At 38.7% G+C, this 19,758-nt stretch carries 23 protein-coding genes and 2 pseudogenes; 3 read left to right on the top strand and 22 right to left on the bottom strand.

Going from position 1 to position 19,758, the window contains the following annotated elements:
* Positions 1–411: 411 nt before the first annotated feature.
* From IGK01_RS04635 to IGK01_RS04565, 15 genes and pseudogenes are all read right to left on the bottom strand, one after another.
* A complete protein-coding gene (locus IGK01_RS04635) occupies positions 412–1,131 on the bottom strand; it encodes a YebC/PmpR family DNA-binding transcriptional regulator (RefSeq protein WP_029594248.1) in 720 nt (239 codons plus the stop codon).
* Positions 1,132–1,229: 98 nt separating this feature from the next.
* Positions 1,230–2,411 (bottom strand): nucleotidyltransferase, encoded by a 1,182-nt coding sequence (locus IGK01_RS04630; RefSeq protein WP_137072130.1) that lies wholly within the window; start codon positions 2,409–2,411, stop codon positions 1,230–1,232.
* A 77-nt stretch (positions 2,412–2,488) separates the two neighbouring features.
* Positions 2,489–3,250 (bottom strand): class I SAM-dependent DNA methyltransferase, encoded by a 762-nt coding sequence (locus tag IGK01_RS04625; RefSeq protein ID WP_010735859.1) that lies wholly within the window; start codon positions 3,248–3,250, stop codon positions 2,489–2,491.
* 1 nt (position 3,251) lies between these two features.
* Positions 3,252–3,605, bottom strand: a complete 354-nt coding sequence (gene rsfS, locus IGK01_RS04620) for a ribosome silencing factor (protein WP_034688417.1) — start codon at positions 3,603–3,605, stop codon at positions 3,252–3,254.
* Between the two features lie 24 nt (positions 3,606–3,629).
* Complete coding sequence (yqeK, locus tag IGK01_RS04615) at positions 3,630–4,214, bottom strand: bis(5'-nucleosyl)-tetraphosphatase (symmetrical) YqeK (RefSeq protein ID WP_023519420.1); 585 nt, start codon at positions 4,212–4,214, stop codon at positions 3,630–3,632.
* Complete coding sequence (locus IGK01_RS04610) at positions 4,204–4,851, bottom strand: nicotinate-nucleotide adenylyltransferase (RefSeq protein WP_153830349.1); 648 nt, start codon at positions 4,849–4,851, stop codon at positions 4,204–4,206. Before IGK01_RS04610 ends, yqeK begins: the two co-directional genes overlap by 11 nt.
* Positions 4,852–4,863: 12 nt before the next feature.
* The gene (gene yhbY, locus IGK01_RS04605) at positions 4,864–5,175 is read right to left on the bottom strand and encodes a ribosome assembly RNA-binding protein YhbY (protein WP_019724120.1); all 312 of its coding nucleotides are present in this window, start codon (positions 5,173–5,175) and stop codon (positions 4,864–4,866) included.
* 15 nt (positions 5,176–5,190) lie between these two features.
* Entirely contained in the window at positions 5,191–6,300 is a 1,110-nt protein-coding gene (gene yqeH / locus IGK01_RS04600) for a ribosome biogenesis GTPase YqeH (RefSeq protein ID WP_010735864.1), read from the bottom strand.
* Positions 6,297–6,824: a YqeG family HAD IIIA-type phosphatase gene (locus tag IGK01_RS04595; RefSeq protein ID WP_010735865.1), complete on the bottom strand. Its 528-nt coding sequence runs from the start codon at positions 6,822–6,824 to the stop codon at positions 6,297–6,299. Before IGK01_RS04595 ends, yqeH begins: the two co-directional genes overlap by 4 nt.
* 316 nt (positions 6,825–7,140) lie before the next feature.
* Positions 7,141–7,875, bottom strand: coding sequence for an amino acid ABC transporter ATP-binding protein (locus IGK01_RS04590; RefSeq protein WP_375152169.1), 735 nt, complete (start codon positions 7,873–7,875; stop codon positions 7,141–7,143).
* A 13-nt stretch (positions 7,876–7,888) separates the two neighbouring features.
* Positions 7,889–8,578 carry an amino acid ABC transporter permease gene (locus IGK01_RS04585; RefSeq protein ID WP_438840520.1) on the bottom strand — a complete coding sequence of 230 codons (690 nt, stop codon included), beginning with the start codon at positions 8,576–8,578 and terminating at the stop codon, positions 7,889–7,891.
* A gap of 11 nt (positions 8,579–8,589) precedes the next feature.
* Positions 8,590–9,394 (bottom strand): annotated as a pseudogene (locus tag IGK01_RS04580) (transporter substrate-binding domain-containing protein).
* Between the two features lie 327 nt (positions 9,395–9,721).
* A complete protein-coding gene (locus tag IGK01_RS04575; protein ID WP_153830347.1) occupies positions 9,722–10,579 on the bottom strand; it encodes a nucleotidyl transferase AbiEii/AbiGii toxin family protein in 858 nt (285 codons plus the stop codon).
* A gap of 12 nt (positions 10,580–10,591) precedes the next feature.
* Positions 10,592–11,185 (bottom strand): type IV toxin-antitoxin system AbiEi family antitoxin domain-containing protein, encoded by a 594-nt coding sequence (locus IGK01_RS04570; RefSeq protein ID WP_137072119.1) that lies wholly within the window; start codon positions 11,183–11,185, stop codon positions 10,592–10,594.
* 465 nt (positions 11,186–11,650) lie between these two features.
* The gene (locus IGK01_RS04565; RefSeq protein ID WP_041684180.1) at positions 11,651–12,166 is read right to left on the bottom strand and encodes a hypothetical protein; all 516 of its coding nucleotides are present in this window, start codon (positions 12,164–12,166) and stop codon (positions 11,651–11,653) included.
* A 129-nt stretch (positions 12,167–12,295) separates the two neighbouring features.
* On the opposite strand from IGK01_RS04565, the gene IGK01_RS04560 reads away from it, so the two are divergent.
* The 3 genes and pseudogenes from IGK01_RS04560 to IGK01_RS04550 all read left to right on the top strand — a co-directional run bounded on the left by IGK01_RS04560 (position 12,296) and on the right by IGK01_RS04550 (position 13,036).
* Positions 12,296–12,469 carry a hypothetical protein gene (locus IGK01_RS04560; protein WP_438722562.1) on the top strand — a complete coding sequence of 58 codons (174 nt, stop codon included), beginning with the start codon at positions 12,296–12,298 and terminating at the stop codon, positions 12,467–12,469.
* Positions 12,453–12,707 (top strand): annotated as a pseudogene (locus IGK01_RS04555) (hypothetical protein); the annotation flags it as partial. The gene IGK01_RS04560 and the pseudogene IGK01_RS04555, both read left to right, overlap by 17 nt.
* On the top strand, positions 12,704–13,036 hold the full coding sequence (locus tag IGK01_RS04550) for a hypothetical protein (RefSeq protein ID WP_409173782.1): 333 nt from the start codon (positions 12,704–12,706) through the stop codon (positions 13,034–13,036). The pseudogene IGK01_RS04555 and the gene IGK01_RS04550, both read left to right, overlap by 4 nt.
* A gap of 773 nt (positions 13,037–13,809) precedes the next feature.
* Here the strand turns inward: IGK01_RS04550 and IGK01_RS04545 are convergent.
* Genes IGK01_RS04545 through fabG form a run of 7 tightly spaced genes read right to left on the bottom strand, consistent with a single transcriptional unit; the run spans position 13,810 to position 19,752 of the window.
* The gene (locus IGK01_RS04545; protein WP_438840519.1) at positions 13,810–14,595 is read right to left on the bottom strand and encodes an acetyl-CoA carboxylase carboxyl transferase subunit alpha; all 786 of its coding nucleotides are present in this window, start codon (positions 14,593–14,595) and stop codon (positions 13,810–13,812) included.
* A complete protein-coding gene (gene accD, locus IGK01_RS04540; RefSeq protein WP_023519412.1) occupies positions 14,588–15,457 on the bottom strand; it encodes an acetyl-CoA carboxylase, carboxyltransferase subunit beta in 870 nt (289 codons plus the stop codon). The genes IGK01_RS04545 and accD overlap by 8 nt, the downstream gene beginning before the upstream one ends.
* Before the next feature lies 1 nt (position 15,458).
* Positions 15,459–16,838: an acetyl-CoA carboxylase biotin carboxylase subunit gene (locus IGK01_RS04535; protein WP_023519411.1), complete on the bottom strand. Its 1,380-nt coding sequence runs from the start codon at positions 16,836–16,838 to the stop codon at positions 15,459–15,461.
* A 7-nt stretch (positions 16,839–16,845) separates the two neighbouring features.
* Positions 16,846–17,265 carry a 3-hydroxyacyl-ACP dehydratase FabZ gene (gene fabZ, locus IGK01_RS04530; protein WP_010735872.1) on the bottom strand — a complete coding sequence of 140 codons (420 nt, stop codon included), beginning with the start codon at positions 17,263–17,265 and terminating at the stop codon, positions 16,846–16,848.
* A gap of 19 nt (positions 17,266–17,284) precedes the next feature.
* Positions 17,285–17,764, bottom strand: a complete 480-nt coding sequence (gene accB, locus IGK01_RS04525; protein ID WP_306795953.1) for an acetyl-CoA carboxylase biotin carboxyl carrier protein — start codon at positions 17,762–17,764, stop codon at positions 17,285–17,287.
* Between the two features lie 2 nt (positions 17,765–17,766).
* On the bottom strand, positions 17,767–19,002 hold the full coding sequence (gene fabF, locus IGK01_RS04520) for a beta-ketoacyl-ACP synthase II (RefSeq protein ID WP_010735874.1): 1,236 nt from the start codon (positions 19,000–19,002) through the stop codon (positions 17,767–17,769).
* A 12-nt stretch (positions 19,003–19,014) separates the two neighbouring features.
* A complete protein-coding gene (gene fabG, locus IGK01_RS04515; protein ID WP_010735875.1) occupies positions 19,015–19,752 on the bottom strand; it encodes a 3-oxoacyl-[acyl-carrier-protein] reductase in 738 nt (245 codons plus the stop codon).
* Between the last annotated feature and the right edge of the window lie 6 nt (positions 19,753–19,758).

Here is a 19,758-nt window from a genome sequence, read left to right as displayed (position 1 = left end):
AATAGAAATGATAATAAATCACAAAAAAACTGTAACAAATAACACAGGATTTTTAATTTAACTACTCTGTATTTGTTCTCTTTCTTTCATATCGTATGACTATACTTCTTTTTTAGCTTCACCAATATTTTCTCTTCTCCGAAAAAATCGTATAAATAAAAGTACGAAAGCAAAACATGACATTAGCTTTTTAAGCAGGATAACAGCTGTTTGTTTTTTTAGGAAAATAAAAAAGTGTCTGGACATTCATCCTCTCGTAACACTTAAAACTGAACAAACGGCGGGAACAGAAGTATCTCTTCACAAATAAGGCGCCAGCCACAAAAATTTGAAAAACAATTTTCGTGGCTGGCGCCTTATTTCTTGAGGTTAAACACTTCTGTTCCGACCTCTTTTATCCGCTTTATTCGATTAATCTTCTAAAGCAACATTATGGAAGACATGTTGGACATCTTCTAGATCTTCTAATACATCGATCATTTTTTCGAATTGTTCCAAGTCTTCGCCAGTCAATGTCACTTCATTTTGAGGGATCATTTGGATCTCCGCAATTGAAAAGTCAGTGATGCCTTTTTCTTTTAGTGCTTCTTGAATACTGTGGAAATCTGGCACTTCTCCGTAAACGATGATTTGGCCATCTTCTTCCATGACATCACGTACATCGATGTCCTTTTCCATCAAGTATTCTAAGATCTCATCTGCATCTTCACCGGCAAAACCAAAAATCGCGGTATTGTCGAACATATAAGATACTGCCCCAGAGACACCCATATTTCCGCCGTTTTTACCGAATGCTGCACGCACATCAGCAGCTGTGCGGTTTACGTTGTTGGTCAATGTGTCTACGATCACCATTGAGCCATTTGGTCCAAATCCTTCATAGCGCAATTCAGAGTATGTTTCATCCCCTGAACCTTTTGCTTTTTCAATTGCTCGGTCGATGATATGTTTTGGTACATTGTAAGTTTTAGCGCGCTCAATGACGAAACGTAGTTTTTGGTTAGCGTGTGGGTCAGGATCACCTGATTTTGCTGCTGCATAGATTTCAATTCCGAACTTCGCATAAACTCGGCTGTTGTTTGCATCTTTAGCTGTTTTTTTAGCTACGATATTGGCCCATTTACGTCCCATAGTTTCACTTCGCTTTCTGATTTGATATAGGATAGATTCTTTTTGATTCGTGCGGGAACACACAAAACGTCCTGTTTCATTATACTTGTGAATCAGGTTTATGTGAAGCTTTTTTTCTCTTCGATCGTTTCGATAAAGACTGGTTTTCGCCCAAATACTTGTTCCGCTACCTCGCCACCTAAGCGATAGATTTGATCACTGCGAACGAGTAGTTTTGCCACTTGCGCTTCTTTTTTGCCGATTTTCGCAAAAAGGGCTAAGGCTTTTTTATTTTTGAGACATGCTCTACCTGCTGCTGTAAAGCCCAACACATGGATGTATTCTTGCATCTGTTGCTCTCTCATCTCTTCTTTTTGGATATTCAATAACACGTAGCACGACAGGCGTTGGATCCTCGTCCACGTATAGCGTTTTGTTTTGACTTGTTCGACAAACTCGTAAAATGTATTAGCTGTCTTGGCCGCTTCTAACATCCTGATCTCTAAACCTTCCGTCATCTGGTAGATTTTTTGCAACGAGTCAACGGTGGAAGAAAGAAGACGGTATTTTAGCAAGGGCCAATAGGATGTCCAAGTTTGCAAACTTTCTGTCTTTAAAAATCTCTCTGTCTCTGAGGGAACTGTTGCAGAAATCGATCGATTTTCCGTTAATGCTTTGCGAATCGCTGTGGCACTGGCTATTGTTTCTTTTGGTAACTCTTCATCATGATAACCAGCCCCTTTACGGTTGATCGGAACTAGTTCCATTGGATGTTCATAGGTAGCATTTTCTTTTGCATAGCTCAGCCCTAGAATATGATTAGGCGAGGAAAAATCAAGTGAGATTTCTGGGTAGACGTGCTTGAATACCTGTGTCATCTTTTGCGGATAACTCATTGTCTGATCGGGCAACTCTTGAAATGCTTTAGTGATTTGATCCTGATGGTGCAAAACAAATTGACCAAATGCTTGATAATCGAAGGTCGCTTCATCTTCTGTTCCAAAACATAAATAGTCACAGTTTAATTTTTGCAACAGTTGAACTGCTCCTTTAGCAAAATAATCAGCAGATTGTACTGCCCACTCGATTGGTAATTCAACCACGAGATCCACTCCGTTTTTCAAGGCTACTTCTGCACGTTGCCACTTATCTAAAATCGCCGGTTCACCTCGCTGCAAAAAATTACCACTCATCACCGCAATCACTACGTCGGCACCGGTTCGTTCCCGTGCTTGCTGGACATGATAAAGATGACCATTGTGAAAGGGATTATATTCAACAATGATGCCACATACTTTCATTCGCTTTTCTCCTTTCGCCTAGTAAAAAAGAAGAGACTAAGCTTTTTGATCCAGCCGTCTCTCCTTTTTATTGTTTGCTACAGTTCGTCGATTTCGCCTTCTTCTTTCTGGGCGACAAAAAACCAACGTCTGGATTCTTCGTTAGGTGTTTCGTCTGTAAAATCAGCGAATACTTCTACTTTAGCAAATCCGCTATTCTCTAACATCCGCAAGTAGTTTTCTAGTGGATACGTACGTTCTTGATGTAATTCATCTTCACGTGTGAACGTACCGTCTTTTTCTTGTGATTCGACAAAGAATGTCAAATAATGTTCAATGCTATGTTTTTCTTTCCCCGTATAACTATCCCAAAGAAAGGCAAAATCGTCTCCTTGGTAATGATAACTATACTCCGGAAATACTTGATCGATTTGATAAACGGAATGGACATCAAACAAGAAACGGCCGTTTTCTTCCAATGCCTGATAGACTTCATCGAATACTTGTTGTACTTCTTGATCGTTTTGCATATAGCACAAAGAATCTGAGAAACAAGTGATGGCTTGGTATTGCCCACTCTCTGATAGATCTAACATATTCCCTTCAACAAACTGTACCGATGCTTCTTCTTCATAGGCACGTTGACTGGCGATCATCAGCATTTCTTCTGATAGATCCAAGCCAGTTACATTGTAGCCGTCTTTGGCAAAAGCCACAGCTAATGCTCCTGTACCACAAGCTAGTTCAAGGATGTTTTTAGTTGTTTCAGGCAAATGGCGTTTAGAAAATGCGAGCCATTGTTCATAAAGCCCGTCATCCATGACTTCATCGTAAATAAAGGCAAATGTTTCGTAGGCCATGTTAATCCAACCATTCAGTCAAATCGACAAGTGGCGCATCTGACCATAACTTCTCTAAATTATAAAACCCACGTTCTGGGGCATGGAATACATGGATGATCAAATCACCTAGATCGATCAGAATCCATTTGCCGCCTTCTTTTCCTTCTACGCGTTTTACTTCGTATTTGCTTTCTTCTTCTTTTTCAATGATTTCTTCCACGATGGCATTGATCTGACGTTCACTGTTTGCTGAACAGATCATAAAGTAGTCAGCTAATAGCGACACTTTACGGACGTCTAAAGCTAAAATATCTTCTGCACGTTTTGAATCTGCTGCTTGGACAGCGATTTTTAATTGTTCTTTACTATCGATGATGATTTCCTCCTAATGGGTCAGCTATTTTGCCACCCAATGATTATATGTTTCAATTGTTTTTGGATAAATTTTGCTCTCTTGCGCAATCAAATGTGCTAATGTATGTTTGGTTTCGAATGCAACTGCTTCATCTAAATCGATCATGGCAATCTCACGGGCTTCTTTGACACCTGGAAAAGAACGTCCTGGTTCGATATAGTCAGCCACATAGATGACTTTATCGAGTAAGGACATCTCAGCAGCTCCTGTCGTATGGAGACGGATTGCTTGTAAGATCTCCTCATCAGTGATGCCTAATTCTCGTTCAACAAATGATGCACCGACTAATCCGTGCCAAATTGCATTTCCATAAGCTAATAACTCTGGATCAAGTTGCTCACGTTCGATGAATAAGATAAACTCATCGTCTGGTCGTTCTTTCGCATAATCATGTGTCAATGCGGCGATACTCGCTTTTTCTGGCGAGCAACCATACCTTTCAGCAAGTGCAACAGCTGTTTGTTCTACACCCAAAACATGTTTGAAGCGTTGTTCACTCATTCTCATTTGGACTTTTTGCATCAAGATTTCTCGAGTATAGGCCGTATAATCTGTACTATAATTCATGTTGATACAATCCTTCTTTCTGAATATAATCCAAGACTTTATCTGGGATCAAATAACGGACGGAACAACCTTGTTGAATTTTTTGACGAATCTTTGTCGAACTTAGATCAATCTCAGGGACATCGACCCAGATCACAGGATACGGGGTTTCCACTTGATACCCACGTCGATGGATACCGACAAAGTGGACCATTGTCATTAACTCGTCGATTTTGTACCACTTTGGTAAATATTCGACCATATCACCGCCGATGATAAAATAGTAGTCCGTATCAGGATTATTTTGAGTCAAAGCCTTCATCGTGTCATACGTATAGCTTTTGCCGCCTCGTTCGATTTCAATCGTTTCAATCGTTAGAAAAGGATTGTCTTCGATCGCAAGTTCCAGCATGTTTAAGCGATGTTCTGCCGGTATAGTTGGCTTTTCATCCACATGAGGTGGTTGATAGGAAGGCATTAAACAGACATGGTCTAGTCCTAAATTCTGTCCTGCTTGTTCTGCCATCACTAGATGGGCTAGATGCACAGGATTGAAAGTTCCGCCCAAGATCCCCACCTGTTTTCTTTTCGCATAAAGATGGGGCATTTCTTTTGGAAATACTTGAGGTCGAACAAAGGATTTCGCTTGCGATTTCATCTTCGTCACTCCTTAGATTGCATGTACTTCTTTAGATATCCGTTGGTATTTCTCTTTAGATGATGCTTTGTATAAAACAAGCACGCGTCCGATGATCTGAACCACTTCACATGCGATAGCTTGTTCTAATACTTGTGCCACATCTTCTGCGATCTCATCTGTATTTTGCAACAATGATACTTTGATCAATTCTCTTTTTTCAAGTGCTTCTTCGATTTGGACGATCATTGCTTCATTGATCCCACCTTTACCGATTTGGAAGATCGGTTGAAGATGGTGTGCCTGACTACGTAAAAATCGTTTTTGCTTTCCTCTTAAACTCATGTTTTTCCTTCTTTCTTAAATCAGTGCTTTTCTTCTTAACACATGTACCCCTTTTGGCGCCCAGCCTGCGATGACTGCTGGTTCCGTTACCGTGATCCAGCCTAGTCCTGCAAAGACGATATCTGTCTTTTCTTTTACAGAAAACTCAAAGCGAACAAGTTCAGGGAATTCACTGACTTCATTCGGACGTGGTGGTTGCAATAAGCCGCCTACATGTTTTTCATAAAAAGTATCGGCTTTTTCTAATTTTGTCCGATGTAAATTGACATCATTTGATACATAAGCAATAAATGAACCTCGTTTGCCACTGATAAAGTCGAATCGAGCTAATCCTCCAAGGAAAAGCGTTTGACCTTCATTCAGCTGATACACCTTAGGCTTGATTTCCTTCGTCGGTGCGATGATACGTAAGTCTTTTTTGCCTAAATAGTGGGCCATTTGATGGCGATGGATAATTCCTGGTGTATCGATCAAAAATTGGCCATCATCCAATGGGATCTCGATTTTATCTAACGTTGTTCCTGGGAACTGCGAAGTCGTGATCACTTCTTGGACGCCTGCCGTATTTTTGATGATCTGATTGATCAATGTCGATTTCCCGACATTCGTCACACCAACGATATACACATCTCGACCCTCACGATATTTTTCGATTTTCTCTAGAAGTGTTGTCATTTCAGGTGCTTTTTTTGCGCTTGTCAACAACACCTCGACAGGTCTTAGCCCTGCTTCATGGGCACGCTCATTCATCCATTGGATCATTTTTGATTTTTTTAATGATTTAGGTAAAATATCGACTTTGTTCCCAACCAAAAGAACTGGATTGTTTCCGACAAAACGATGTAATCCAGGAATCAGTGAACCGTTGAAATCGAAAATATCCACCACATTGACGATCAATGCGTCTTTTTGACCTAATTCATTTAGTAATCGCAAGAAATCATCATCTGTCAGTGATACATCTTGGATCTCATTATAATGTCTCAAACGGAAACAACGTTGACAATAAACATCCCCTGTTGCTAACCCTTTTTCGAGTGCTGCTTTTGGTGTATAGCCTAATTCATCAGGATGTTCAGTTTGGATCATCACGCCACAACCGATACATTGCAATTCTTCGTTCATTCAATGCCACCTCGCCAATCCATATCTGGATGTTTCTTTACTAAATAACTCATGATCTTACGTTCCCAGAACCGATTGAATTTCGTCTTCCAACTATCAGTTTCAATGATTGGTTTAACTAAGACACTACGGATACCGGCACTATTCGCGCCACGAATATCGGTCATGATCTGATCACCAATCATGATGATTTCTTCATCTGCCAGATCCAACATTTTTTTTGCTTTATTGATTCCCACTGGCAAAGGCTTCAAAGCTCTTGCAACATAAAGTAGCTCAAATTTTTTAACTGCACGAGCTACGCGTTCTGAGTTGTTGTTAGAAACAACGACTACTGGTATGCCCGCATTTCTCATTTCTAAAATCCAAGTGAACAATTCTTCCGTTCCATCTGGATTATTCCAAGCAATCAGTGTATTATCAAGGTCCGTCAAGACGGCTTTGATCCCTAGTTTTTTCAGTTGTGCAGGGGTAATTTTATAGACGGCTTCTACCATCCATGTAGGTTTATAATTTGAAAACATGTTGTCTCCTCATCTGCAAAAAATGAAGGAGCACGATATGTACTCCTCAACCCCATATTATACTGTAAAATCTAAAAAAAAACTACCTCTATACATTAAACCTTTTAATGGAGGTAATAACAGAAGGAACCAGCTCCAAAAAATAAGCAATCAGCTCATAAAATAGATTCTTCTATATTCTTGAGTTGGTTGCTTATTACTGAAAGAGTTGCTTTTGGAACATCATTCATATAATTTTAGAAAAACCTAAAGAACTGAAATCACTATCCATAGGTAATGTTGGAAAAGAGCGCCATTTCTTATATCTTATTTTTTACTACAATACTTTGGCCAAAAAATCGATAGTCCGAGGCTGGCTCGTCCGCTCCAGCACCTCACTAGGTGTCCCCTCTTCCACGATCTGTCCTTGATCCATAAAGATGATTCGATCACCCACTTCTTTCGCAAAGCCGATTTCATGAGTGACAATGACCATCGTCATCCCTTCTTGTGCCAATTGCAACATAACCGAGAGTACTTCACCCACCATTTCTGGATCAAGTGCCGAAGTAGGCTCATCGAACAACATGACGTCTGGTTGCATTGCCAACGCTCGGGCAATCGCTATCCGTTGCTGCTGTCCACCTGATAAAGAGTAAGGATAGGCGGTGGCTTTATCTGACAAACCAACTTTTGCCAATAATTCCAAAGCGATCACCTCGGCTGCTTTCTTAGGCATTTTTTTCACTTTGATTGGTGATAAGGTGATATTTTCTAATACTGTCATATTGGGAAATAGATTGAACTGTTGAAAAACCATCCCCATTTTTTCTCTTGTTTTAAAAATATCGTGTTTCTTATGTGTGATATCCGTTCCCTCAAACTCCACCGTACCGGCTGTAGGAGATTCGAGTAGATTCAAACAACGGAGAAACGTACTTTTCCCTGAACCTGAAGGGCCGATGATCACTACGACCTCCCCGGCGGAAATAGTCGTAGTAATTCCTTTCAATACTTCTGTTTCCCCAAATGATTTATTTAATTGTTTGATCGTTACTATTGATTTTTCCATACGACATTCTCTCCTAACGTTGATACCTTTTTCCGAGTTTTTTCTCCCAACTACTCAACAATCGCGATGTTACAAAGGTCATAACGAAGTATAACCCTGCGGCAATAAAATAAGGTTCCAATGGGATATAGGAGTTTGAGATAACGATCTGAGCAGATCCCATCAATTCATTGATACCGATCACTGTCAGTAAAGAAGAATCTTTGATCAACGTGACAAACTCATTTCCTAATGGTGGCAGGATATTTCTCAACGCTTGTGGGAAAATGACATAACGCATCGCCTGTATAGGACGTAAGCCTAGTGAATACGAAGCTTCTGTTTGTCCCATATCAACAGCCGCAATCCCTCCACGAATGATCTCAGCAACATACGCCCCAGAGTTCAGTGATAATACGATGATTCCTGGTATCAAACGCCCTAAGTCGATGGTTAAAATCCCCACGGACCAATCCACCGCTGGAAAGAAACGTTGCAATAAGATGAATCCGATCATGATCTGCAATAACATCGGTGTGCCTCTTAGTAATTCGATATAACTATTAGCTAACCAATTCCAAGGCTTGATCTTTGAGCGCTTCATCAATGCCATGGCTAGGCCAATCATTGTACCAAAGATGACTGTCAAGATCGAAATGACGATCGTAACGACCGCGCCGGATAAAAAATACGGTAAGTACTTATCTAAAAACGAAAAATTCACACTGCGTCCCTCTATTCTGTCGCTGTTTGTTCAGCTAGTTCATGATTTTTTTTGATGAATTCATCGATTTTTCCCTCATCACTTAATTTTTTGATGATTTTATTCAACTCTTCTTGTAATTCTGTACTCCCTTTTGGTAAGGCAATAGCAAAAGCTTCATCATCCGATTGTTCCAAAGGGATATCTGCAATCATCAAGTTGGGGTTCTGAGCAATATATGCTTCGGCAATCGTTTGTTCAACGACCATGCCATCCAGTGAACCTTGATTGATCTCGATCACCATATTTGGCACTTTATCGATCGTGACTACTTTAGCTTCTTTGATTTGTTCGTTGATCACTGCTTCTTGGATCGAGCCTTTTTGCGCCCCTAAGCTTTTACCTGCCAAGCGATCAATGCTTGTGAACGTGTTTTCATCTTTTTTATTGATCACGAGAACTTGTGGCGGATTGTAATAGTTGTCGGTGAAGTCAAATTGTTCTTTTCGTTCTGCGGTCGCTGAAATCGCTGAGATCGCTACATCGACTTTCCCTTCTTTTAAAGAGGCTAACACCGTGTTGAAACTCATATCTGAGAGCTCCAATTTCACACCAAGCTCATCTGCGATGGCTTTAGCTAAATCAATATCCGATCCGACGATTTGATCTTTCCCATCGACGATCGTATGAAATTCAAACGGCGCATAATCAGCAGACGTCGCCACTTTCCTTGATTGCTGCTAATTGATCGTTTGATTCAGCTGCATCCCCATTCCCGCAAGCTCCTAATGCGAATGTTGTAACTAAAAATAAAATAATTCCGGAAATCTTTTTCATTGTCTCGCCCCTTATTCATTTTGTTCTGTCATTATAGCATGAAAATTTCAAAAAAAAACTATTTTTTGTATATTTATTTAATTTTATTCGTTTTCATGCTTTTAAAATGAATAATAATCACAAATTAAGAATATTTATTTTAATATTTCAAGTGAAGAAATGAAAAAGCTGAGAACCAAGTCTCAGCTTTTTTATTTGATTTTCAGTCTATTTTACTTTGTTTCTCAAAGCCAAACACCTCTGTACCAAGCTCATTGGTTCCGCTGATTTACGCTAAATCACACAATTAATATCTTTTGTCATCTTGATTTGTTCAATTCTTGTAAACTATTGTTTTCTTTCTTGATTTTCAATTTTGATTACATTTTGCATTAGATAAGCAACTCCGTTAACTGTATCTGCAAATGAAATAGAATTCGCAAAAGAATTAACTGAGCGATATTTGTCCCATAGTTTTTCCAAATAACCGCTCCCTTTTATCTTTTCGATTTCCCTTTCATAATAAAAAGATAACGGTTTGTTGTCTCCACGTTTTGTAAATGTATTTCGGACACTTTTATATAGCTCTTTCATATCAATATTTTCTAGTTTTCTGATGGCAAATAGGTCGTAGTAATCTTTCAATCTCGAATTGTCTGTCCCAAAGTTAAATGTAGCACTCAGCTTTTCTGCAATAATCTGTTCTGTTGGATAAGCTGGAATCTCCACTTTTTTATCTTCAAACATCAATTGATGATGATGTATATCTACTTCAGGATAAATAGAATCTCCTGTTGTTACATCCAATTTAAATGGGACACGTATTTTTTCTAAATGAGCAATCAATTTAATTTGAAACCCAGGATAAAAATCAATTTCCCTTGTCTCTTTAATCTCTTGAACAGAGAAAACAATTCCCTCTTTCGTAGGTTTACTAGTTAATTCTTTAAAGATGTTCTTCAATTTTTCTTTAGTTAATTTACTATTTCTAAATGTCGTATCAATATCAATTGTTGTTCTTCTATCAATTCCATATTTTGAACCTAATAGAAAACCACCTTTCAAAATAAAGTCATTTTTATACTTCGATTCAGAGATTTGTTCAACTAAGCGATCCATCATAAAATGCCTTTGAACTAACTGTGCATTTAATCCTATACTTTTTGCAAGATTTCTTGTTTTTGCTGTAAATTGTGTAGGGGTCATATTTTCTCTCCATCAATACAAACTCTGCATATGATATTTCATTTCTTTTTCTACATGTAGTTTTGTCATATAATCTCTTAATTTACTTGGGTCTCTCCTAGGATCTCTCATGTACTCTTTTAAAGCTTCTAATTTCATTTCATATTCAATTTCATATCTCGGATTCCAAATATCACAAAGAGTTCGTTCCTTATCGTATATAATAATAGGATTTCCTTGAAAGGAAGTGCCCTCCACTTTCCCTAACTCGTATACTTCCTTCTTCACAAAATGAAATTGTAACTGTTGCTCTTTCGTAATTGAACGATTCACATTATAACCATGTGGAAAAGTCAAATGAATGAAGTTCGGCATGTTTGTAGAAAGTTGATATATATCTAATGTCGTTTCATGAGAAAATATTCCTCTGGAAAATCGTTGCTGAAAACAAAATAAATCATCGATTCCATGACCAGTCTCTACATAATAACCACGATCAACTTTCATCAAAATTCCTTGATTCACCAATCTTTGTACAGTAGTTGCTGAAATTCCTAATTTTCTAGCTTCCTTCATAGATAAATTTCCATCGCGAATACGCAACAACTCTTTCAGCTTATCTTGCATTTAATCCCCTCACTTACGTTACAAATACACTACATTAAACTTATCATAATAGTGTAATTGTAACAAGGCATTCTTCATGCGGGAAAGAAATGGTCGATTACTGTGTAATGGATGTTTCGCGAATATCTGGACAATATAACTTCCTGAAAGCTATACCAAGACGATAAGATACGTTAGCAAGTTTATGCACACACCAAGAACGCCTTACACTATAACTATTCAGATGGCCTACTTAAATAGTTAAGTACCAATATCCAGCACTAAAAAGAAATACCTATGGTTTCAACAACTTTTAAAATTTCAAATCAAAAATCCTGATTCGGTACAGAAAAATATTTTTAATCAATTAAAAGAACAGGGAAAAGATGGTGCCCCCTTCTTTCTGTTCAAATTATTCTGAAATTCCTCTACTTCAATAATCATTTTGCAAGAAGCATCGTTTTTTAAGGCTATTCCTTTACTCAACTATTCCTCATTCCCTGACACAAAACTATATTCAATCTTATGTGAGTCAGATAAACGATTTCCACTTTCACCTACCCAAGAAAATTCTTTTCGATAATCCTTTCCGACTAACGTTGTCGTTTTCTTCTTCTGATTGACTTCGACTGTTACATGTTCGATCTCTTTAACAAATGTTTGAAAAAGTTCATTCGTTTTTAGGTCTTGTTCTGCGGATGTAAAATCTGGTGTCAGCAAACTTTTGATTTCTTGTTCTTCACTGCTTGAGAGTTTTAAATCTGCGGGATCTTGATCAAGGCTTTGTGCCAGTTGGATTTCTTTCATGATTTCTAAATTTCCCTCTTTAAGAGTATAACTTCCTCTATTTTGTAGCGTCCCAGCATTCGTCACTTGAACAATTTCGACGTTTTTTAATCGGTCCTCATTCGATTTAGAGCAGCCAGTCAAGAATAGCGACAAAGAAATTACACCTCCCAAAAAAAGAACATAAAATAACTTACTTAACGACTTATAAAACACAATATCAACTCCTTTTTAATAAGAATATCACACACAAAAAAATATCAAATAATAACTAAGTTATGATTTGATCGGAAATAATAAACTAACTATAATAAAATTGTAACAAATAAAAAAAAGAGGTTTAGTATGAAAAAAAATGTTATTTTCAGTTGTTTTGTTGGCGTTACTTTTTTCAGTATGTTGTTACCTAGCCAAATCGTCCAGACCCAAGAAATAATCGAGCATACAGAACCATTTTCTAGCATCCAATCAATAGGTTCAAATTCAGATAACTTAGACTCAAAAAGCAATATTGACTAGATATTGGACGTCAGGATGGATTAAAACAGGTAGCCCCGCTCCCGCAGTAGCTTTCTTTCAAAGCGGTGCATATAGGGGATGGTTAAGCAGATATCGTGAACTACCAAGTCATTATGGTACAACTGGTTATTATGAAGGTTACTTTTATCATAACTCCGTTCCATTTCCAGTTCCATCAAAATTAAATATTTTGAACAATGACTTATTATCACCAATTGATGAGGAGGATCTAAAATGAAATATTTCAAACAAATTTTAATAGCTTCAATAGTAATTTCTGGTCTATTTTTATTTACTGAAAGACACAATGCAAACACAAACTTAGCAATAGCGGAATATACCTCAATATCTATAGAACCTTTAGGTAGTAAAATCATCTATCACACAAGACGATCTACTACGTTAGTCGGGTTAACTAACACAATGATTTATAATGATGGAATTTATTGCGGACAATTAACTTTACAGTCTTGGTCTTATGAAAAAGATTTTTCAACTGGAAGAATGTGGTATGTGGGTATATATAAAGGAACTGTACGTTCTAATGGTGGTTGTCCTATTGGTTAATTAATTAGTGAGAAAAATGAACAATAAATAAACTGCAATAAAGGACAACTTCACTTCATTTTTTCTCGCTATTATCTTAGACATCTCAAAAAGCTTGTACATATATATATTGAATAGTAGTATCTAACCACAAATAGCCCGATTTGATAAACCAAATCAGGTTATTTGTGGTTAGAAGATGTTTATTTTTATGTATTGCGATAATTACACAGTAAATAAGTGGGATATACTTCATTAAAAGAATAAAAACGGTACATTTAATTACGCGTTAACCTAGTTTTTTTCAATTTTTAGTGTATAACACAACATTCAATATATACTCTATGAAAAATCACTAAATTTTTTTAAGTTACAGAAATTCAAATTATCTCTATCTTTAATATCATTCTTCCAATTAACATTTTCCATTTTTCTTTTATATAATCAACAATCAAAATCTAATACCTAAATAATTACACATCAAGATACAATCTCTAATAACTAAATATCAGTGTAAGTTTAAAAATCTAAGAAAATTCAATGAAATTAGTTTTTTATATTAAGTTAAATATATATCATAAAATTTTTTCCATTTTAACCCTTACAATCAAAAAGAAACAAGAATATTTTCTAAAAAAATCATATAATTCCTATTTTATTTCCCCTTTTAACTAGCAAATCATACAAATAAACACATTAAATATATAAATCATAAACCAATATTTATCCATTTATAGGATAAATCAGAAAAAACTGTAGAGGCAATTCTCTACAGTTTAAATCAAAAAAACTTCTTAATATTTACGAAAACGTTGGTAGCGTTGTTCGATCAATTCTTCGGTTGGTTTCTGACAAAGTTCGGTCAGTTTTTCGATCAATGCTTTTTGCATCATACGCGCAACTTTTTCTTTGCCTAAAGGTTCTCCATTGAATGTTTCGGGGATCACTCGATCAATGACGTCTAACTCTAATAATTCACCAGCAGCGACTTTCATCAATTCAGCGGCTTCGGCTGCTCGGCTGCCGTCTTTCCAAAGAATCGAAGCAAAGCCTTCTGGTGATAAAACAGCATAGATCGTTTGTTCTAACATCCAGACTTCATCGGCTAATGCTAAGGCTAGTGCCCCACCACTACCGCCTTCACCAATAATAATACTGATGATCGGTATCTTCAAATCCGACATTTCTAATAGATTACGGGCAATCGCTTCCCCTTCACCACGTTCTTCTGCACCGATCCCACAATAGGCACCCGCAGTGTTGATCAACGTAATGACCGGACGGTTGAATTTTTCTGCTTGTTTCATTAAACGCAGTGCTTTACGATAACCTTCCGGATGAGGAGAGCCAAAATTCCGACGAATATTTTCTTGCAAGTCACGGCCTTTTTGGATGCCAATGACGGTCACTGGTTTTCCGGCTAATTTTGCTACGCCTCCGACAATCGCTTCATCATCACCAAATAAGCGATCACCATGAAATTCTTGGAACCCTTCAAAAATCGTTTCAAAAAAATCAAGACTTGTCCAACGATCTTTTGCCCGCGCCAGTTGGACGATATCATGAGCAGTTTTATTCATGGTTGATCCATCCTTTCTGCGTATGCAATTCTAATAATTGATGGATCGTGTCATTGAGTTCTTTTCTTGGAACGATTTGATCCACAAAGCCATGTTCCAGTAAAAATTCTGCTTTTTGAAAATCTTCTGGTAGTTCTTGTTTGATCGTTTGTTCGATCACTCGGCGGCCAGCAAAGCCGATCAAACTTTGCGGTTCAGCTAAGATGATATCCCCTTCCATCGCAAAGCTGGCGGTAACACCACCTGTCGTCGGATCTGTTAAGACAGTCAAATAAAATAGCTGTTTATTGCTATGACGTTTGACCGCTGCGGAGATTTTGGCCATTTGCATGAGAGAGAAAATTCCTTCTTGCATCCGGGCGCCCCCTGAAGCAGTGAATAATACGACGGGTAATTTTTTACTCGCCGCACGTTCAAACAAACGAGTGATCTTTTCCCCTACGATCGTGCCCATACTTCCCATGATAAAATTAGGGTCCATGACACCAATAGCAAAAGGAATGCCTTTAATAGTCGCTTGACCAGTTAGAACTGCTTCATGTAAGCCAGTCTTTTCTTGCATCTTGCCGATCTTTTCTTGATAATCAGGGAAATCAAGAGGATCTTTTGTGACGAGATCCGTATCCCATTCCTCTAAACTTTTCTCATCAATGATCAACGCTAATCGCTGCCATGCGCCGATTCTAAAGTTATAACTACAGTGTGGACATACTTTTTCTTCCCCGATATCTTTTGTGTAGATGATATGTTTACAATTTGGGCATTTCGCCCACATATTGTCAGGGACCGATGGTGCATTCGTTGGCTTGATTTCTCGATTAGGATTGATTCGAATGTATTTTTTCTTTTTGAATAAAGCCATCTTATTCGTCTCCTATCTCCGTCTCGGGAATCCAGTTTGGTAAAAACTCTTCTTGTAAGAATGCGGTACTGTAATCACCAGCAATCACTGCAGGGTGACTGATCAGATCCATTTGGAATTCAGCATTCGTGATCACGCCATCTGTCACGATCTCGCTCAATGCCCGTTGCATTTTCATCAACGCATCGAAACGTGTATCGCCATGTACGATGACCTTAGCAATCATTGAATCATAATAAGGGGGAATCGTGTAACCTGAATAAACCGAACTATCGACCCTTAATCCCATACCACCAGCTGGTAGCAACAAATTCTTGATTTTGCCTGGTGAAGGAGCGAAATGAAATACTGGATTTTCTGCATTGATCCGGCATTCGATCGCATGCCCTTGGAAAATGATATCTTCTTGTTGGATCTCTAGTGGTCGTCCGGCCGCAACCTCGATTTGTTTTTTGACAAGATCGATATTTGTGACCATTTCTGTTACTGGATGTTCAACTTGGATGCGGGTGTTCATTTCCATAAAATAAAAATCACCGGATTCATCCATTAAAAATTCGATCGTTCCTGCATTTTCATAATTCACTGCCTTTGCTGCTCTGACAGCTGCTGCACCTAAGTGATTTCGTTTTTCCTCAGAGATCACAACAGATGGTGATTCTTCTAAGACTTTTTGATTATTCCGTTGTAAGGAACAATCACGTTCACCTAGATGCAGAACATGACCAAATTGATCACCTAATATTTGCACTTCAATATGTCTTGCGGGATAAATGATTTTTTCCAAATACATATCATCGTTACCAAAAGCAGCTGCTGCCTCTTGTTGGGCGGATGAAAAATGTTGTGGTAATTCTTCTTTTGACAAGACTTTGCGGATTCCTTTACCGCCACCACCAGCGGCGGCTTTAAGCATCACTGGATAGCCAATTTTTTCTGCCACTTCCAGTGCTTCTTCAACAGTCGATAGCACACCATCACTACCTGGGATCACAGGAACATCTGCTTGTTGCATCAACTGACGTGCGTTGATTTTATTCCCCATATCATCGATCGTTTTGCTTTTAGGTCCAATAAAGACGATATTACATTCTTCACACATCGAAGCAAATCGACTGTTCTCAGATAAGAATCCAAATCCAGGATGGATTGCTTCTGCTTTTGTAACGATGGCTGCACTTAGAACTGCTTGTACATTCAAATAGGAATCTGTTGCTCTTGCAGGACCGATGCAGACGGCTTCGTCTGCTAATTGTGTGTGCAATGCCTCCGCATCCGCTTCAGAATAGACCGCAACGGTTTGGATTCCAAGCTCACGGCAGGCACGAATGATCCGTACGGCTATTTCGCCGCGATTTGCTATCAAGACTTTTGAAAACATAACTCACCTATCCAATCATAAAGGTTAATTCAGCTTCAGCAACTTTTTTGCCGTCCACTTTTGCAATTCCTTTGCCTATTCCTGCAGAAGACTTGATTTTAGTGATTTCCACTTCTAATATCAACGTATCTCCAGGAGTCACTTTTTTACGAAACTTCGCTTTATCTAATCCGCCAAAGTAAGCAGTTTTTCCTTTGAACTGTTCCAATGATAATAGAGCTACTGCTCCTGCTTGGGCCATCGCTTCTACGATCAATACCCCCGGCATCACAGGTTCTTCTGGAAAATGTCCTTGGAAAAAAGGTTCATTGATCGTCACATTTTTTTTAGCAACGATCCGTTCGCCTTCGACAATTTCTTCCACTCGATCAATCAGCAACAGCGGATAGCGATGAGGGATGATTTCTTTGATTTCTTGTATATTCATAGGTCTGGTTCTCCTTGGCTTAATTTGGTTGGATGATAAAGAGTGGTTGTCCGTATTCTACGACTTCTTCATTGTCGATCAAGATCGCAACGATCTCACCATCGACATCACTAGTTACTTCGTTCATCAATTTCATTGCTTCAATGATACAGATCACTTCACCCTTAGCGACTTTATCTCCTACTTTTTTGAATGCTGGTTTGTCAGGAGATGGTTGTAGATAGACGATTCCAACGATTGGTGATTTCACTTCAGTCCCATCAATTGTCGGCGCAACTGCTTCTGGTTGAACAGAATGGCTTTCTTCTTTTGGTAAAGCCGGTACAACTTGTTGAGGTTGTGGTTCAGAAGCACTCGTTGTTGGTACTGTTTGCCCCATTCCCCGACTCATTTCATTTTTATTCATATATAATTCAAATTGTCCGTCTTTCAAGTCAAATTCTGTTAAAGTTGACTGATCAAATTGACTGACTAATTCTTTGATTTCATGGATCTTCAACATTATTCCTCCCAGCGTTTCATACATAGTACAGCATTATGTCCACCAAATCCTAATGAATTACTCATGGCATAAGACAGTTCAGCTGGTTTACTTTCGTTGATCACAACGTTCAGATCGATTTCAGGATCTTGTTTTTCAACATTGATGTTTGGTGGAATAAACTGATGCTCTAACGCCATCAAAGTGGCAAGTGCCTCAATCCCACCTGCAGCACCTAATAAGTGACCAGTCATTGATTTCGTACTGCTGACATAGGTTTCTTTGAAAGAGTCTCCTAATGCGATTTGGATCGCTTTAGCTTCTGCTTGATCATTTGCAGGTGTACTTGTTCCGTGTGCGTTGATATAGCCCACTTCTTTTGCATCGATCCCGGCTTCTTCCATCGCCAATTTCATTGCTTTTGACGCACCAGAACCATCTGGTGTTGGAGCTGTCATATGGTAAGCATCACAATTTGAGCCGTAACCCACGACTTCACCATAAATTTTTGCGCCACGAGCTTGTGCATGCTCCAGTGATTCAAGGACTAATACTCCTGCCCCTTCACCCATGACAAAACCATTACGGTCTTCATCAAATGGCATCGAACCACGTTCAGGATCTGTCGATGTTGACAAAGCAGTCAATGCCGCAAATCCGGCGATCCCCATTTCACAGATTGTTGCTTCTGTTCCACCTGCAAGGATGATATCGGAATAACCATGTTTGATGTTGCGGAATGCTTCACCAATCGCATTCGTTCCACTGGCACAAGCGGTCACGATCGACGTACAAATTCCTTTCGCCCCTACACGCAACGCAATATTACCAGCTGCCATATTGGCGATCGACATTGGAACAAACATAGGTGATACGCGATTGGCCCCTTTGTCGTGCATGCGGATGACTTGGCTTTCAATTGTTGGTAAACCACCAATCCCAGAGCCAACGATAACACCAAAACGATCTTGGTTGATCGTTTCTTTTTCGATCCCACTCATCGTCAATGCTTCCATCGCAGCATAAATGCCATAGATCGAAAACATATCCATGCGTTTGCTATCTTTTTTTACAAAGTATTTATCAAAAGGAAAGTCTTTTACTTCACCTGCTAAAGTGATTCCTGTATCTGTTGCATCAAATTTTGTGATCGGTGCAATGCCATTCGTCCCAGCTTTTAAACTAGCTAAAAAACTATCTGCATCATTACCGATCGGTGAAGTGACTCCATAACCTGTAATTACTACTCGATTCATAAATTTTCCTCCCTATCCGTGCATGACCAATCCGCCGTCAACATTGATGACTTGACCTGTGATATACGAACTTTTCGCTAAGAACAATGCGGCTTCCGCAATATCTTCCACTTGGCCGAAACGTTGCATTGGAATTTGTTTTTCTGCTTGTTCTCTTACTTTTTCGGATAATACATCTGTCATATCTGTAGTGACAAACCCCGGAGCAATCACATTACATGTGATTCCTCGTGTGGCAACTTCTCTTGCCACAGATTTAGTAAAACCGACAACTCCTGCTTTACTTGCTGCATAATTGGCTTGACCCAAGTTACCGATCAATCCTGAAACACTTGAAAGATTGATGATCGCGCCTTCTCTTTTTTTCATCATTTTCTTTAACACGTGCTGTGTCATATTGAAAGTTCCTGTTAGATTGATATCCAAACATTTTTTGAAATCATCTGCATCCATACGTAAGACAAGTTTATCATTCGTAACTCCCGCATTATTGACCAAAATATCGACAGAACCCAGCTGCTGTTCTGCTTCTTTGATCATCTCTCCTGCTTTATCATAATCGGAGATATCACCTGAGATTCCTACACATTCAACCCCATGCGCTTTGATCGCATTGATTTTTTCGGCTGGGATCTCTCCACGACCATTTAAGAAGATGTTTGCGCCTGCTTTGGCAAAGGCTAAAGCGATTGCTTCACCAATTCCTCGTGTACTGCCTGTAATAAATACATTTTTTCCAGTTACGTCCATAACTTG

The organism is Enterococcus sp. AZ080, from assembly GCF_051714945.1.
GTDB classification, from domain to species: Bacteria; Bacillota; Bacilli; order Lactobacillales; family Enterococcaceae; genus Enterococcus_B; species Enterococcus_B pernyi.
This window is presented reverse-complemented; position numbering and strand designations above follow the sequence as displayed.

Coding starts and splice junctions, on each gene's coding strand:
- IGK01_RS04635 (WP_029594248.1), bottom strand. CDS start 1,131: ATGGGACGTAAATGGGCCAATATCGTAGCTAAAAAAACAGCTAAAGAT.
- IGK01_RS04630 (WP_137072130.1), bottom strand. CDS start 2,411: ATGAAAGTATGTGGCATCATTGTTGAATATAATCCCTTTCACAATGGT.
- IGK01_RS04625 (WP_010735859.1), bottom strand. CDS start 3,250: ATGGCCTACGAAACATTTGCCTTTATTTACGATGAAGTCATGGATGAC.
- yqeK (WP_023519420.1), bottom strand. CDS start 4,214: ATGAATTATAGTACAGATTATACGGCCTATACTCGAGAAATCTTGATG.
- IGK01_RS04610 (WP_153830349.1), bottom strand. CDS start 4,851: ATGAAATCGCAAGCGAAATCCTTTGTTCGACCTCAAGTATTTCCAAAA.
- yhbY (WP_019724120.1), bottom strand. CDS start 5,175: ATGAGTTTAAGAGGAAAGCAAAAACGATTTTTACGTAGTCAGGCACAC.
- yqeH (WP_010735864.1), bottom strand. CDS start 6,300: ATGAACGAAGAATTGCAATGTATCGGTTGTGGCGTGATGATCCAAACT.
- IGK01_RS04595 (WP_010735865.1), bottom strand. CDS start 6,824: ATGTTTTCAAATTATAAACCTACATGGATGGTAGAAGCCGTCTATAAA.
- IGK01_RS04590 (WP_375152169.1), bottom strand. CDS start 7,875: ATGGAAAAATCAATAGTAACGATCAAACAATTAAATAAATCATTTGGG.
- IGK01_RS04575 (WP_153830347.1), bottom strand. CDS start 10,579: ATGACCCCTACACAATTTACAGCAAAAACAAGAAATCTTGCAAAAAGT.
- IGK01_RS04570 (WP_137072119.1), bottom strand. CDS start 11,185: ATGCAAGATAAGCTGAAAGAGTTGTTGCGTATTCGCGATGGAAATTTA.
- IGK01_RS04560 (WP_438722562.1), top strand. CDS start 12,296: ATGAAAAAAAATGTTATTTTCAGTTGTTTTGTTGGCGTTACTTTTTTC.
- IGK01_RS04550 (WP_409173782.1), top strand. CDS start 12,704: ATGAAATATTTCAAACAAATTTTAATAGCTTCAATAGTAATTTCTGGT.
- IGK01_RS04545 (WP_438840519.1), bottom strand. CDS start 14,595: ATGAATAAAACTGCTCATGATATCGTCCAACTGGCGCGGGCAAAAGAT.
- accD (WP_023519412.1), bottom strand. CDS start 15,457: ATGGCTTTATTCAAAAAGAAAAAATACATTCGAATCAATCCTAATCGA.
- IGK01_RS04535 (WP_023519411.1), bottom strand. CDS start 16,838: ATGTTTTCAAAAGTCTTGATAGCAAATCGCGGCGAAATAGCCGTACGG.
- fabZ (WP_010735872.1), bottom strand. CDS start 17,265: ATGAATATACAAGAAATCAAAGAAATCATCCCTCATCGCTATCCGCTG.
- fabF (WP_010735874.1), bottom strand. CDS start 19,002: ATGAATCGAGTAGTAATTACAGGTTATGGAGTCACTTCACCGATCGGT.
- fabG (WP_010735875.1), bottom strand. CDS start 19,752: ATGGACGTAACTGGAAAAAATGTATTTATTACAGGCAGTACACGAGGA.